Source organism: Deinococcus multiflagellatus (assembly GCF_020166415.1).
Taxonomy (GTDB): Bacteria; Deinococcota; Deinococci; order Deinococcales; family Deinococcaceae; genus Deinococcus; species Deinococcus multiflagellatus.
Genome location: NZ_JAIQXV010000021.1, coordinates 50,982 through 65,009 on the forward strand (window position 1 = coordinate 50,982; position 14,028 = coordinate 65,009).

At 66.9% G+C, this 14,028-nt stretch carries 16 protein-coding genes; 7 read left to right on the top strand and 9 right to left on the bottom strand.

The window, feature by feature from the left end:
* Positions 1–29 precede the first annotated feature (29 nt).
* The 5 genes from K7W41_RS19425 to K7W41_RS19445 all read right to left on the bottom strand — a co-directional run bounded on the left by K7W41_RS19425 (position 30) and on the right by K7W41_RS19445 (position 5,212).
* Positions 30–653, bottom strand: coding sequence for a M23 family metallopeptidase (locus tag K7W41_RS19425; protein WP_224611918.1), 624 nt, complete (start codon positions 651–653; stop codon positions 30–32).
* Between the two features lie 108 nt (positions 654–761).
* Complete coding sequence (locus K7W41_RS19430) at positions 762–1,658, bottom strand: C39 family peptidase (protein ID WP_224611919.1); 897 nt, start codon at positions 1,656–1,658, stop codon at positions 762–764.
* Between the two features lie 129 nt (positions 1,659–1,787).
* Positions 1,788–2,198 carry a hypothetical protein gene (locus K7W41_RS19435; protein WP_224611920.1) on the bottom strand — a complete coding sequence of 137 codons (411 nt, stop codon included), beginning with the start codon at positions 2,196–2,198 and terminating at the stop codon, positions 1,788–1,790.
* A 49-nt stretch (positions 2,199–2,247) separates the two neighbouring features.
* On the bottom strand, positions 2,248–2,679 hold the full coding sequence (locus tag K7W41_RS19440; RefSeq protein ID WP_224611921.1) for a hypothetical protein: 432 nt from the start codon (positions 2,677–2,679) through the stop codon (positions 2,248–2,250).
* A gap of 16 nt (positions 2,680–2,695) precedes the next feature.
* Complete coding sequence (locus K7W41_RS19445) at positions 2,696–5,212, bottom strand: heavy metal translocating P-type ATPase (RefSeq protein ID WP_318010928.1); 2,517 nt, start codon at positions 5,210–5,212, stop codon at positions 2,696–2,698.
* A 167-nt stretch (positions 5,213–5,379) separates the two neighbouring features.
* Here K7W41_RS19445 and K7W41_RS19450 point away from each other — a divergent pair, with 167 nt between their 5' ends.
* From K7W41_RS19450 to K7W41_RS19460, 3 genes are all read left to right on the top strand, one after another.
* Positions 5,380–5,589: a CopZ family metallochaperone gene (locus tag K7W41_RS19450; RefSeq protein ID WP_224611923.1), complete on the top strand. Its 210-nt coding sequence runs from the start codon at positions 5,380–5,382 to the stop codon at positions 5,587–5,589.
* Positions 5,589–5,933 (top strand): metal-sensitive transcriptional regulator, encoded by a 345-nt coding sequence (locus K7W41_RS19455; protein WP_380059069.1) that lies wholly within the window; start codon positions 5,589–5,591, stop codon positions 5,931–5,933. Before K7W41_RS19450 ends, K7W41_RS19455 begins: the two co-directional genes overlap by 1 nt.
* Before the next feature lie 203 nt (positions 5,934–6,136).
* Complete coding sequence (locus tag K7W41_RS19460; protein ID WP_055362854.1) at positions 6,137–6,373, top strand: glutaredoxin family protein; 237 nt, start codon at positions 6,137–6,139, stop codon at positions 6,371–6,373.
* Between the two features lie 204 nt (positions 6,374–6,577).
* On the opposite strand, the gene K7W41_RS19465 is transcribed toward K7W41_RS19460, so the two are convergent.
* From K7W41_RS19465 to K7W41_RS19475, 3 genes are all read right to left on the bottom strand, one after another.
* Positions 6,578–7,645, bottom strand: coding sequence for a LysM peptidoglycan-binding domain-containing M23 family metallopeptidase (locus tag K7W41_RS19465; protein ID WP_224611925.1), 1,068 nt, complete (start codon positions 7,643–7,645; stop codon positions 6,578–6,580).
* Between the two features lie 17 nt (positions 7,646–7,662).
* The gene (locus K7W41_RS19470) at positions 7,663–8,607 is read right to left on the bottom strand and encodes an alpha/beta hydrolase family protein (RefSeq protein WP_224611926.1); all 945 of its coding nucleotides are present in this window, start codon (positions 8,605–8,607) and stop codon (positions 7,663–7,665) included.
* Between the two features lie 137 nt (positions 8,608–8,744).
* Positions 8,745–9,338 (bottom strand): peptidase C39 family protein, encoded by a 594-nt coding sequence (locus K7W41_RS19475; protein ID WP_318010925.1) that lies wholly within the window; start codon positions 9,336–9,338, stop codon positions 8,745–8,747.
* Here K7W41_RS19475 and K7W41_RS19480 point away from each other — a divergent pair.
* The 4 genes from K7W41_RS19480 to K7W41_RS19495 all read left to right on the top strand — a co-directional run bounded on the left by K7W41_RS19480 (position 9,313) and on the right by K7W41_RS19495 (position 13,286).
* Positions 9,313–9,882, top strand: coding sequence for a hypothetical protein (locus tag K7W41_RS19480; protein ID WP_224611927.1), 570 nt, complete (start codon positions 9,313–9,315; stop codon positions 9,880–9,882). The genes K7W41_RS19475 and K7W41_RS19480 overlap by 26 nt on opposite strands.
* 361 nt (positions 9,883–10,243) lie before the next feature.
* The gene (gene lnt, locus K7W41_RS19485) at positions 10,244–11,767 is read left to right on the top strand and encodes an apolipoprotein N-acyltransferase (RefSeq protein ID WP_224611928.1); all 1,524 of its coding nucleotides are present in this window, start codon (positions 10,244–10,246) and stop codon (positions 11,765–11,767) included.
* 342 nt (positions 11,768–12,109) lie between these two features.
* Positions 12,110–12,469, top strand: coding sequence for a sensor histidine kinase (locus K7W41_RS19490; protein ID WP_380059074.1), 360 nt, complete (start codon positions 12,110–12,112; stop codon positions 12,467–12,469).
* Between the two features lie 58 nt (positions 12,470–12,527).
* Positions 12,528–13,286, top strand: coding sequence for a sialidase family protein (locus K7W41_RS19495; protein WP_224611930.1), 759 nt, complete (start codon positions 12,528–12,530; stop codon positions 13,284–13,286).
* 209 nt (positions 13,287–13,495) lie between these two features.
* Here the strand turns inward: K7W41_RS19495 and K7W41_RS19500 are convergent, their stop codons facing one another.
* A complete protein-coding gene (locus K7W41_RS19500; RefSeq protein ID WP_224611931.1) occupies positions 13,496–13,957 on the bottom strand; it encodes a cadmium resistance transporter in 462 nt (153 codons plus the stop codon).
* Between the last annotated feature and the right edge of the window lie 71 nt (positions 13,958–14,028).

Sequence of the window (14,028 nt, forward strand, 5' to 3'; positions counted from 1 at the left end):
GCATGGCCTTCCCTCTCCACGGGCGCCGCTCAGTACAGGCCCATGGGGTTGACGACGTTGCCGTCCACCATCACGCGGAAGTCCAGGTGCGGTCCCGTGCTGTTGCCGGTGCTGCCCACCCGGCCGATCACCTGCCCGGTCTCCACCACCTGCCCTACCCGCACGAGGTTGGCGCTGTTGTGGCTGTAGCGCGTCGTCATGCCGTCCCCGTGGTCCAGCACGATCGTCCAGCCCCAGCCGGTCCCTGCGTCAAACCGGGACTCGGTCACGCGGCCTGCGCGGGCCGCCACAAACGGTGTCCCGGCGGGCGCCGCCAGATCCAGGCCCAGGTGCGCGGGCGAATACGGGCTGGTCAGCCGGCCCTGCACGGGCAGCACGGCGGTCACGCGGATGCCCGCCGGGCGGACGACGATCCCATTCGTGGTGGTGGCGACGCGGGCGGTGCCAAGCCGCGCTGGCAGTTGCAGCACCTGCCCGACCTTCAGGGCCAATTGCGGGTTGACGCCTTTATTTTTCGCCAGCAAGGCGTCCAGGGTCACGCCCTGCCGCTGGGCAATGCCGTACAGCGTGTCGCCGGGCTTGACCGTCACGGTCGCAGCGGTGGAGAGACTCAGGGCGGCGAGGCCCAGGGTGAGGAGCAAAGAACGCCACATCCGGGCCACCGTACCGGCCGTTTATAAAGTTTCTGTAAAGATTTGATGACCGCGCGGACCATTAAGGCCCGGGCGGACACAGGCGGCCAAGCCCCACTGCTGCGGTCCTCAGCCGCCCGATTGTCCCACCGCTCTGCCAGCCAGGGTGCGGAAATACTGCAGTTCCTTGCTGCGAGGAAATGCCTGGAGGGCCCGCTGCGTGACGCTCAGGGTCCGGCTGTGCCGTCCCGCCTGCGTCCAGGCCTCGAACGCTTCCTGGCGGTACAGGTAGTACATGGTGGGCACCCCCAGGTTCACGGCCCGCTCAAAATAATCCGACGCCAGCGCGGCGTCGCCCAGGCGCAAGGTGGCCTTGGCCAGCCCCCACCAGGCGTACGGGTCACGCGGGCGCGCTTTGACATCCTGCTCCCCATGTGCCCGGAGGTGCTGCCAGTTTGCGGCGGCGCTGTAATCGCTGCCCAGAAGGCGCTGCACCTCCCCAGCCCGCGCGGGGGGAAACGCCACCAGGTACTCCCCGTTGTAGTACGCCCACAGCTCGGTGAGTCGCTGGGCACTGAGCCGCAGGGACGGCCCGAGCAGCGGATCACTGATCAGGAACTGGCCCGCGCTGTACCCGTACACCGTGCGGAAATGCGCCACGTTGCTGCCCCGCTGGAGCCGCTGCTGCAGCACCACGGGAAACCCCGCCGCCACCAGTGACCGCAGCTGTTCGGCGTCCCCGGCGTAGCGGATGACGCTCTGCAGCCCCGCGCGGCCCAGGTAGCGGGCCAGCTCAAGACTGGTGACCTGCGGATCACCGGGGTAATCCTTCATCACGGCGGCCGCCTGCGCCTGCGTGACCGAGGCGCCGTAATACCCCAGCAGGGTCATGGCCGTGACCGGCGCGCAGTTGTTCAGCGCCTGATAGTCATGCCGGATGTTCTTCAAGGTCACGCTCGCGGGCTGGGCGCTGGCCACGCCCCAGCTCCACCCCGCCCCCAGGATCAGCCACCAGCGACGCGTCATGCCCCAGTGTGGCCTGGGCGCCTGAGGAGCGCGGTGCCCTCAGGGCCAGCGGCGTTGGGCGTGGGTTTATGCTTGCGAGCACCAAAAAGAACGCCGCCCGCACGCGGCGGGCGGCATCCGGCGTGACGTTTAGGCGGGGCTCAGGGCACGCACGAGGTCGGTGAGCAGTTCCTCAGCCTTCTCGTACCCCGGGCGCAGGTACACCATGCCAAACGTGGTCCAGTCCTGCACGGCCGCCACCTCCTGATCATTGTCGTGCAGCTTCAGGTGCGGGTACAGGCCGTACTCGACGTAACAGCCGTACGTGCGTCCGACTTCTTCTAACGCGCGGGTGTTCTCGTCCGTCCAGGTCAGCACGAACGGGAGGGCGAAGCAGGGCTTGCCGCATGAGCCGCCCATGCCAACCAGCGGCAGGCCAGCCACGGTGGGGGTCTCGTCCCGCAGGCGGGTGCGGTCCAGGAAGGCGAAGCGGTCACGGGCCACGTCCCGGCTGGGGAGTTTCTGAGCAGCAATCCAGGGGCCAACCGTCAATTTGGGCATACGAATCTCCAGGGAAGAAGGGGGAGGGCAAGGGTCGGGCGGTGTGGCGTCACGGCGCGGTGCTCTCCGGAGTGTCCTCCGGCTGAAGGGTAACGGTCAGGTCGCGCAGCAACGTGTCCGCGAGGGGGTACTCCGCCCGCACGTACACCACCCCGAACGGCGTCCAGTCCTGCACGGCGAGCAGTTCGCGGTCGTCCACCCGCCGTTTGAGGTGCGCGAGCTGGCCATACTCGACGTAACAGAAGTGCTGCTCGGCCAGGTGCTCGAGTCGGTCCAGCGCCGCCTCGGTCCAGGTCAGCGGGTACGGCAGGGCGAACGCGGGTTTCCCGCAGGAACTGCCGACCCCCAGAAACGTCAGGCCCTGCTCGGCGTCCACCGCGGCGCGCATCTGGGCCCGCTCCAGGAAGCTGCGCCGGCACTGGGCGTGCTTGGCATGCCGCCGCAAATGCTGCATCAGGGCCGCGACCTTCAGTTTCGCCATGGCACGTCACCTCCGTTCAGGCGGACGCAGCCCTCACCGTCCCGGCACGAACCGGGGCGGGGTCGGGGTTCACGGGTGGGCGGAAGCCGCGCAGGCGCAGGGCGTTGGTCAGCACGAACACGCTGGAAAAGCCCATCGCGGCGGCTGCGAGCACGGGACTGAGGAGGAGGCCAAAGGCGGGGTACAGCACGCCAGCGGCAACGGGAATCAGGATGATGTTGTAGGCGAAGGCCCAGAAGAGGTTGAGCTTGATGTTCCGCAGCGTGGCGCGGCTCAGGGCGAAGGCATTCGGCACGCCGCGCAGGTCGCCGCTCATGAGGATCACGTCGGCGGTTTCCACAGCCACGTCCGTCCCAGTGCCGATGGCCAGGCCCACGTCCGCCTGGGCGAGGGCCGGCGCGTCATTGATGCCGTCTCCGACAAAAGCGACCTTCTGGCCTCCAGCCTGCAGGGCCTTCACCGCTTCACTCTTCCCGCTGGGCAGCACTTCGGCCAGCACTTCATCGATGCCCAGCTGCCGGGCAATCGCATGCGCGGTGCGGGTGTTGTCCCCAGTGATCATGGCGACCTTCAGGCCCTGGGCGTGCAGGGCGCGCACCGCCTCCAGACTCCCGTCCTTGATGGGATCGGCCACCGCGATCACGGCCGCGAGCTGACCGTCAATCGCCGCGAACAGCGGGCTCTTGCCTTCATCGCCCAGCCGTTCGGCCTGCGCCGTGAAGGCGGCCGTGTCCAGGCCTAGGCGGGTCATGTACCGGTCGGCGCCCACTTGCACCAGGTGGCCATCCACCCGCGCGTCCAGGCCGAATCCAGGGACCGCTTCGAAGTGCTCGGGCTGCACCAGAGCAATGCCTTCTGTTTTCGCGGCGTCCACGATGGCGCGGGCAATGGGGTGCTCACTCTGCGCTTCCGCTGCGGCGACCAGGCGCAGGACGTCGGTGCGGATAAAGGTGTCTGTTGTCACCAGGTCGGTCAGTTCAGGCTTGCCTTTGGTCAGCGTGCCGGTCTTGTCCACCGCGACGACCTGCACGTCCTGCAGCCCTTCCAGGGCGCCACCGCCTTTAAAAAGGACGCCCAGCTCGGCCGCCTTGCCGGTGCCCACCATGATGCTGGTGGGCGTGGCCAGGCCCATGGCGCAGGGGCAGGCGATGATCAGGACCGCAACCGTGGTGATCAGGGCGAAGGAGAGTGCCGTCTGCCCACCGAAGATCAGCCAGAGCAGGAAGGTCAGGGCCGCGATGCCCAGCACGACGGGGACGAAGACGGCGACAACCCTATCCGCAAGACCCTGGATGGGGGGTTTGCTGCCCTGCGCGGTTTCCACGAGTTTGATGATCTGGGCCAGGGCGGTGTCGGCGCCAATTTTCGTGGCGCGGAAGCTCAGGGCGCCGTTCTGGTTGATGGTGCCGCCCACAACGGGGGCGCCGGTCTGCTTGCTGACCGGCACGGGCTCACCGGTGATCATGCTCTCGTCCACGAAGGAGTTGCCGCTGACGACTTCCCCGTCGACCGGGATCTTCTCGCCCGGGCGAACCGAGATCAGGTCACCGACCAGCACCTCGTCCGTGGACACCTCAAGTTCCTGACCGCCCCGCACGACGCGGGCGGTTTTGGCCTGCAGGCTCAGCAGTTTCTTCATGGCTTCGCTGGAACGGCCCTTGGCGACGGCTTCAAAGAACTTGCCGAGCAGGATCAGGGTGATCACGACCCCCGAGGCTTCGTAATACACGTGCGCGGTGCCGTCCGGGAAGATGCCGGGGGCGACGGTGGCCACCAGCGAGTACACGAACGCGGCGGTGGTGCCGATCATCACCAGGGCGTTCATGTCGGGGGATCTGTTCTTCAGGCTCTTCCAGCCCAGCCGGTAGAAGCGCCGTCCGGGACCAAACTGGATGGGCAGGGCGAGGGCGAGCATGACCCAGTTCAGGGTGCCCATGACGCCGTGCCCGAAGGTGGCCATCAGCCAGTCGTTCACGGCCGGGATGACCATGGGCACCATGGCAATCAGCAGGAGGGGGAGCGCGAAGACCGTGCTGAACAGCACCTGGCGGCGCAGGTGGTCGACTTCCTGGGCGCGCGCTTCGCGCTCCTGATCTTCACGGCTGAGGCCGGCTTGCGCTTCCAGGACCTCATAGCCCGCTTCGCGGATGGCGGCCTTGAGCTGCCCGGGGCTGACGCTGGAGGGCAGGTAGGTCACGCTGGCGCGTTCGGTGGCGAGGTTGACGCTGGCGCTCAGAACGCCGTCCACCTTCTTCAGGGCGCGCTCGACCCGGCCGACGCAGCTCGCGCAGGTCATGCCCTGAATGCCGAGTTCGGTGGTGCTGACGAGGGGCTCGTAGCCAACGTCCTTGATCTTGGCCAGCAGGGCGTCCGGGCCGGTGAGGGCAGGGTCGTAGGTCACGGTGGCGCGCTCAGTGGCAAGGTTCACGGTGGCGTCTTGGACGCCGTCCACCTTCTTCAGGCCGCGTTCGACGCGGCCCACGCAACTGGCGCAGGTCATGCCTTGAATGCCGAGCTCGATGGTGTTCATCAGGATTCCTCCAATCCCCCCCAGGGGGGTTCTTTCTGAGGGCAGCATAGACCCTGAGGGAGGGGGAATGCAAGATACTGCTAGTAAAAGCCTGTGTTTTGGGCTCTCTTCTCTCCAGTTCGCTTGACACCCCAGGGGGGAGGGTATAGCTTAGGGGTCGGAGGAAGACCATGAACCAGATTAAATTGACCATCACCGGCATGACCTGCGGCCACTGCCAGAGCGGCGTCGCCAGCGCCCTGAAAAGCGTGCCCGGCGTCACGGACGCCCAGGTGGACCTCAAGACCGGCAAGGCCGTTGTGCAGGGCAGCGCCGACGCGCAGCACCTGATCACCGCCGTGCAGGACGAAGGGTACGGCGCGGCCGTTTCCCCTCAGTAATGCCCAGGGCGATGACCGCCAGGCCGCCTGCGCCCCATCCCCCTGAGGGGGAAGCCTGTCACGCGAGCCCGCATCTCTGCATGCCCGAAGACAGTCGCCAGCGCGCCGCGCGTCGTCTCGCCATCGCCCGCGGTCACCTGGAAAGCATCCGCCGCTCCCTGGAAGATCCCAACATCTACTGCGTGGACGTGCTGCGGCAGATCAAGGCCGTGCAGGGCGCACTTGACGGCGCGGCCAGCGTGGTCCTGCGCGGGCATCTCGAAGCGCATGTGGCGACCGCCGCCACCCGTGGTGACGCCCAGGACATGGTGGACGAGCTCATGGACGTGCTCAAGTACATCTGAGTGACGGCAAACCCCCTGTAAGGTTGCCAGGGTGAATGACGCGCCGTTGGCCAGCCGCTGCTGACGGACCCAGATCACATCCAGAACGCGGCGGTCCGCTTGCCCTTTTCCCGTCGTTGCCTGTTCACGGCCGCTGACCACCTCCGCCCTCCCGCTCCGGGACGAGCCCATGGGTTCGCCCCGGTGTTCCTGCGAGGCTGCCCATGCCGCACGTCATCCTGTATGCCACACCCACCTGCCCCGACTGCCACGCGCTGCGGCGCTGGTTTGACCGGCACGGCGTCGCGTTTGAAGAACGCGACCTGACGAACCCGGCCGTCGCTGAGGAAGCCAAAGCTCGGTACGGCGTCCGGGTCGCGCCCATTACCGTTGTTGGTGAACAGTTCTTCTACGGCACCTTCGACCAGCAGCGGCCCAAACTGCAAGCGCTGCTGAGTTGATGCTGGTGGGGCAGGGTTGACCGCCACTGGGGCGCGTTCCCCTGTCCAGAGTCAGGCTGGCCCGTGCTGAAACGCCGAGCCCCGCGCGGCCCTTGAATCTCCACACCACTGAACCTGCAGCGTCTGGCTCGGTACGGCCCGCAGCACACCATGCCCACCCATTCGGTGCCGGCCTGTTCCTTCAGGCCGGCATTTGGGCCCCGCTTATCTCGGCCAGAGACGGTTGATCCACCCGGCCGGGTCCGTGCCTTCCCCGCGCACCCGCATCTCCAGGTGCAGGTGCGGGCCGGTGCTCAGCCCGGTGCTGCCCACTTCCCCGATCTTGTCGCCGCGGCTGACCTTCTGCCCCACCTTCACCGTGACCCGGCGCTGGTGAAAGTACAGGCTGGTCACGCCGGCGCCGTGGTCCAAGATGACCAGCCCGCCGCGCACGGGGTACATGCAGGCCATGACGACCGTGCCGTCATTGACCGCACTGACCGTGGTGCCCGCCGGGGCACGGTAATCGGTGCCGTAGTGGTACTGCACCGGGCCGCCCGCCACGTAGGTGCGCGGCTGCCCGAACGCACTGCTCTGTGCGCGGACCTGCACGGCGTCCTGAAACGGCTTCGTCCAGACGGGCGGGGTCCGCAGGGCGTACGCACGCTCCACCGCAGCGTCCTCCGCGGCCCGTGCCGGGTCCTGCAGTTTGCCGCTGATGCTGGGCGGGAGGTTCAGGCGCTGGACCGGCTGGGGCAGGCCCGCCACGGGGAGGCTGCGCCGGAGCACCTGCCCGTCCAGCTCGATCTCGTAGATCAGCGGCGTGGCTTTGCCCAGCAGCACCCGGCCTAGCACGAGGAAGGTGCCGTTGCCAGTCGGGACGGGCGTGAGGCGCTCGGCGGGCAGGCGCACGTCCTCGCCCACTTCACTGGGGAAGTGGACGCGGGCCTGCGCGGCGCGGGGGCCGGTGAGGCGCAGCGTAAAGGCTTCCCCCATGCGCAGGGTGGTCGGCGCGGTGACGTTCACGCCGGGCAGGGCCGGTGTGGGGGGCAAGGGCGAGGCAGGCGCCGGCGACGCGGACGCCGCCGGTTCACCCGGAAGGCGCAGGGTTTGCCCGACCTCCAGGGTGGTGGTGCTCAGGCCGTTGAGCCGCACGAGTTCCGCGACCGTGGTGCCAGCGGTCCGCGCGAGACTGAAGAGGGTGTCGCCGGGTTTCACGGTGTACGCGCCCGCCACGCTGGTGAGCAGGGCGGCGCTCAGCAGGAGGGCGCGGTGCAGGGGCGTCAGGGTCATGGTTGCCTCACAGGGGATCACAGGTGCGTCTTGAAAAAGGCGATGGACCGGTCCAGCGCCGCTTTCAGGTTGCGGCTGAGGTCGTGGTTGTCGCCTGCGTACGTGTAGAAGGTCACGGGTTGCCCGGCGGCTTTCAGGCCACTGGCGAGCGACTGCGACAGACGGTAGGGCACGTGCGTATCTCCGGTCGCGTGGTGCAGCTGGAGGGGCCGGCCCTTGAGGTCCGCCAGGTAGGAATTCGGGGAGATGGCCCGGTAGGCGGCCGGGTTGCGCTCGGGGCGGCCGAGGGCCGCGAGCAACCGGGCGCGCGGGTCGTTCGGGTCGCCGCGGCCCCATTGCGGGAGGTCTTTGAAGAGCAGGTCGTACGGGCCGACCACACCCGCCCAGATCACGCCAGCTTTAATGTCTGGGCTCACGACCATGGCGCGCAGGGTGATGTGGCCGCCCATGGAGTGGCCCCACATGCCCAGGCGGGCCTTGTTCACGCCCTTGAGGGTTTTCAGGGAGGACGCGGCGTTCAGCACGTCGGTGGTGTACTCGGGGGACCAGTACGAGGTGCCGGCCGGCTGGCCCTGGGAGCTCCCGTGGCCCCGGTAGTCGGGTTTGAGCACCACGAAACCGGCGCGCGCGAAGGCGTCCACGTACGCGACGTACCGCTCGGTGGTGCGGTACTCGTTCGGCGGAATGTAGCCGTGGTTGAACACGATGGCGGGCCAGCCGCCTTTGGGAGGCGTGCCGGTGGGCACGGTGAGCAGGGCGTTGATGCGCAGGCCGTCGGACTGGTAGGACACGACGCGCCGGGTGTAGTTCGCGCCGGGGGCGAGGGTCTGCTGGGTGGTGAGCGCGCTGCCGGGGTAGGTGCGGGCGCGCATGCGCTCGATGGACAGGGGGTGATCGGCGCCCTGGGCGGTGGCCACAGCACTGAACGCAGCGATCAGAAGGGCGAGACGGACGTGAAGCATGCAAACCTCCATCGGGTGAGGAGCGGGAAACGTCCGCCCACGGTACTGCCGCGCTGTAAAGCTCGTGTAAAGCGCCGCCGGGCCAGGCGGCTGAACACCTGGTTGACTGTTCTCCACACCGGCCCGCGCAGGAGAGATCAGTTCACTCGGGGGGCCATCATGTACGCCAGACCACCCGCGTGATTGAGCCACAGGCGCTCAAAGGTGGCCCGGGGGTACGTGCGCTGCACGTCGGCATCGCTCTGGGCGGCAGGATCATTGACCACCGGGTTGCCCTGGGCATCAAAGCCGATCAGCACGAGGAGGTGGCCGTCAGACCAGGAGAGAGGCGCACCCGGTAGCTCGCCGGCTTTTAAGCGCAGGCTGAGCGCCAGGGGCACGCCTCCCTGGAGGTAGGCTTCGGCATCCCGCAGGCTGCCCATCCGGGTGACGAACGCCTGGAGGCCCTGCGTGGCCGCGCAGGCCGTATTGAATGGCCAGTTTCCGAAACCCTCGTATGTGGCGTCATACGTCGCCTTCGCCGCGTCAGGGACTCGCACAGGCCGCTTCCAGAATCCCAGAAGCATGCTGACACTCGTGGGGCTGCACCAGACCGGGCCGCCGTTCGGGTAGACCATCTGGGAGAGGCGAGGGATCTTCAGGACTTTGTACCAAGCGGATGGTTGGCCTAGCTGGCCCTGATCACGCAGGCGCAGGGCGGTATCCGTGGTATTGAACAACAGCAGCTGCACGCCCCAGCACGGGGATACGCCGGGCTTTAAGGCTTGGCAAGCTGACCTCGAACAGGTCCGGGAGGAGAGCAGGGCCGTCCGGAGGGCGCAGAACAGCGCCCAGGCTCAGGATCAAACCCACGCGCAGATCCAAGGCTGGTTGCGCGACCTGGGTCTGGCACTGGGATTCGAGGTCTGGATCGCGGCGAACGACCGATCACGGCCATACGGTCATGGCCGACTGAGCGATGGGTGCCTCGAGACGCTGCCGCCGGGGATGGCGGGAACTGCGGGGGCAGATGCTGTCCGGCTGATTGATGTGGTCTGGTTTGAACGGGCGACGCTGAGCCCTGCGGCAGCCTTCGAGGTTGAGCACACCACCTCGATTTACTCCGGCATAGTCCGGCTGCTGGATCTGGCCCTTGGGGCTCCAGAACGGGCCGTCAACGGCCTGTATCTGGTGGCCCCAGACAGCCGTGAGGCGGACGTCCGTGAACAGATCCAGCGACCAGCCTTCCAGGCAGTGAGTCACCTTCACATGCGGTATTTGCCATACAGCGAATAGGAGCGGCACCGGGACGCCATGGCGCGGTTCGGGCACGGCCTTCACGCCGTTGAGGCCATTGCCCGCCCCCTCTAACTGGCTCTGCGCCGACTGGCCGCACGTCTCCTGACGGCGGCGGGTGGCGACGTCAGCCCTGTTTGCCACGCCCCACCTCTGGGCCACGCTCAGGGTGGCGAAATGAACGGGTCAGTGAAACGCAGTCTGGGCGTCTACGAAGACGCAGAGCCCATCAAGGGTGCCTTCGACCACTGCCAGAAGGCCGGGCAAGCACGACCATCACAGTGACGAGACGGGCCGCGTCTATGGGTGACCGGGTAAGGTCTTTACAGGATTTAAATACGGCGGCCTTAGCGTGACGGACATGAATCACTTCTGGCTCTCCCAGAGCGGACGCCGTTCGCTGGCCGCTCCGAGCGTGCCACTCTGGTTACCGACCCTGCTGTCTGGCGTCGTGCTCGCTCTGTTGGTCCTGCCAGCGTCGGCGTTCGGGGTGCTGGCAGCCGGGTCACTGGCCGTGCTGCACAGGAGCCTTCAACGGGCCAGCAGTGTTCGGGCCGCATTTGGGCAGGGTTTTGCGTTTGCCCTGGGGTTTTTTGCCGTGCACTTGGTGTGGTTGCCGGTCAGTATGACGCCGGTGCTTGGACCACTGGGAGGCGTTATGACCGTGCTGGTCATTCCCGCAGCAGCGTTGACCTGGGCCGCGCCACTGGCCGCAGCCCGGCTGATCTTTGGCCGGTGGACGCTGCTGGCGCTGCCCTTCGTCTGGGTGGTGCTGGAACATCTGCGAACAATCGGGCCGCTGGCATTTCCATGGGGAGCGCCAGGCTACGCTCTCACCGACACGCTTTTCGCCCAGCTGGCGTCCCTTGGGGGTGTCGGGCTCTTGACCTTCTTTGTCACCCTCACGGCCAGCATGCTGGCCAGGCTGCACCGTCTGCCGTGGCCGGTCTGGGTGAGCACAGCCATCCTGTGGGGCCTGGGCCTGAGTTGGAGTACCCAGCACATGGCCAGGCGCCCAGCCCCCAACACTGCAGTCCTGGTGCAGGGGGCGGTCGATCCGCTGCAAAAACAAAGGAGGCGGACGCTGGAGGAACTGGACCTGTACCTCTCGCTGAGTTCGGACGCCCTCAAGACAGGCCCAGCGGACCTGGTCGTGTGGCCGGAAACGGCCAGTCCGCTGCCGGCCACCGACGAGCGGGTGCTTGGTCCTGCGCTGCGCCTGGAGGTGCCCATGGTGCTCGGCGCGCCTGGGGGCACGCCCGGAGAGCAGCGCAACAGTGCCTATGGTCTTGATGGAAGAGTCGCGGGCCGGCAAGACAAGCGGCGGCTCGTCCCATTCGGGGAACAGTTGCCGTTCGAGTCTCTGCTTAGGGGCCTGTATGGGCCAGTGCTCAGCCGTCTGGGCCTACCCGGCTTCACCAGCGTCGTCCCGGGATCCGGTCTGGCCGTGCTGCCCCTGCGTGACCTGCGCGCCGGCATTAGTATCTGTTACGAGTCAGTCTTTCCCGCCTTCAGCCGTCAGGCGGTGCTGAGCGGTGCAAATCTGCTGGTGGTGATCTCGAATGACGCTTGGTTCGGCCCTGGACTAGGCGCAGAGCAACACTTCCAGATGGGCCGCCTGCGCGCCATTGAGACAGGGCGTTTTCTCCTCCGCGCTGGGAATGACGGCATCACTGCCGCAGTCGATCCAGCAGGGCGAATCCTGATGCGGGCGCCCAGGGGAGACCGCGCGGCTTTCCGCGCGCCATTTGGCCAGGTCGATACCCTCACGCCGTACGTCCAGTATGGCGATTGGATCAGTAGACTCAGTGTGATCGTCTTGACTGGGCTTCTGGCGCTCCGTTGGCAGGCTGGGGGTAGACGGGCAACAGGGGTTCACCCATGACCTGAAGAACCGTGCCCCGTTTCCTGATATGGCCGCCCACCCTTGAGTGTCCTGTGCGCTTGCCAGTCCATCTAGAAAAGCCACGGTCAGCGTCGGAGCGCCAATGGACACCATGAGGCGAGTCTAGCGGCAGGCTCCCGTTCAGACCGTGGCACGTAAGCGGTTGGTGCGCTTGAGCCTTGTGAGCCGGGTTGAGGCCGGTCAGATGGAACTGCACCTGCAGCGGATGTCGGTGGCCTCCCTGCTGGAACACGCGCAGCAGAGCTACGCGCCGCCGTTCGAGGACAAGCCAGTGAGGCCCGCTCGTGGAGCGGCCGCCTGACGCGCTGGAGACCTGGACGGATCCAGCGCGCGGGTCAAGTGCTCTCGAATGTGCTGAGCAATGCGCTTCGGCACACCGCTGCGGGCGGACAGGTCCAGGTAATCACCCAGGCCAATAGCGACATGATCCAGATCACTGTGCAGGGCACGGGCATTGCACCGGAACATCTGGACCGGGTGTTTGAGCGGTTCTTCCGGGCCAATGCGGCGCGGACTCGGGGCGAGGGCACTGGGGTTGGCCTGACGGTGGCCCGGGCCATGGGCGGTGACCTGAGTGTGATATCGGCGCTGGGACAAGGCGCGGCGTTCACGCTGGGCCTGCCCACACTGGTGTCTCGCCCGCCTGTCAGGCTTTACGAAAGCGAAATAGAAGCTCGGTAGTGTGGCCCGCATGACCTGCGCTGCTCACCGCCCGAACCGTTCCCGCTGGCGTGCACTGGTGTTGGCCGTCCCCTTGCTGCTGGCGGCGTGTCAGCGCGGCGCACAGTCAGAACCGCTCAGCGGCGACTTTCACGCTTTGCGGGTGGTCGGCGGCACCCTGCTCTATGGTGAACATGCGGGTGTGCGCGCCAGTCAGAACGGTGGGCGGACGTGGAGCGAACCCGATGGGAGTGGAGACGCCATGGCCCTGGTGCAGGCTGGCGACGCGGTCATCCTGGCGGGTCACGAGGTCCTGCAGACCAGCCGGAATCTCGGGCAGTCCTGGACGCCCCTGCCGCTGGGCACACTCCCTGGGGGTGATCTGCACGGCTTTGCGGTTGATCCGGCGCGGCCTGAGGTGTGGTACGCGAACGTGATGGGGCGCGGGGTGTACCGCACCACGGACGGCCAGAACTGGTCGTTTCTGTCAGCCGAGACCACAGGAGCGTGGGCGCTCGCGGCGGGGCCGCAGCCAGCCCTGTACGCCCTGGACAGCGGAGGCCTGCTCGTCTCACCGGACGGCGTGACCTGGACCCGGCGGCCCAGCAGAGGTGCGCTGCACCTGGACGTGCACCCGGTCACCGGGGCGGTGTACGTGGCTGGCCCCCAAGGCGTGGCACGGTCGACGGATCAGGGCCGCACCTGGAAAGACCTGTCGTTTCCCGGTGCAGCGCGACTGGTGGCAGTTGATCCAGCCAGTGATCACCGGTTGTACGCGGTGAGCGAGAGCGGTGTGGTGTCCCGCTCGGGGGACGGCGGCGCCACCTGGAACGACTGATTCGGCCTGCGGCAGGAAAAGGGCCGCAAGGGCGCCTCAGGCTGACGCCCTGATACGCCCCAGTACCGTCCAGCGCTCTTCCCTCTCTGCAAGAGCTTCAGAAAAGCCTCTTCATGCAGGATGAACATGCCCAGACCAAAGAGGATGAACGGCATCAGCGCGTGCCCCCAGCGCTGGACAGGTGCCCCCAGCGTCCGGTGATGGACCAATCAATGGGCGGCCGTCACCCGCACTGCAGTCATGATTGCGAATACAAGCGTGATCAGCGCAATTTCAGCAGGGGTTTTAGTGGAAAAGAGTGGCGTGTAGAGACTGAGGTTGTTACTGCCGTTCGCAATCGTGACCGCTGCAATACCTTTAATCTGATCGACAGTGCCGTTCTGGGTGTGCGGTGGGAACTCAGTGGCCTCTTCGTCCTGGGGCTGCCCCCGCGTCTGGCTCCGGCCCGGCAGCTTGCGCCCCCAGAGCACGATGGGCAGCAGACCCAGGAGGCCCACATCAGTGGGCGCGGTCACCAGGGAGGCGAGTGAGGCCAGCACACTGGCCAGTACGAGCAGACCAAGGCCCAGGTACTGACCTGCAGGCACGTTCCGGGGGAGGAAGCGGGGATCTGACAGCAAGCCCAGCACGATGAGGCTATCGTCGATATTCGTGCTGACAAATAGGATCATACCCAGGATGGAGCACAGATCCATGCGAGGTTCAGGAGACGCGCGTTGCATGAGGCCACGGAGTTCCAGAC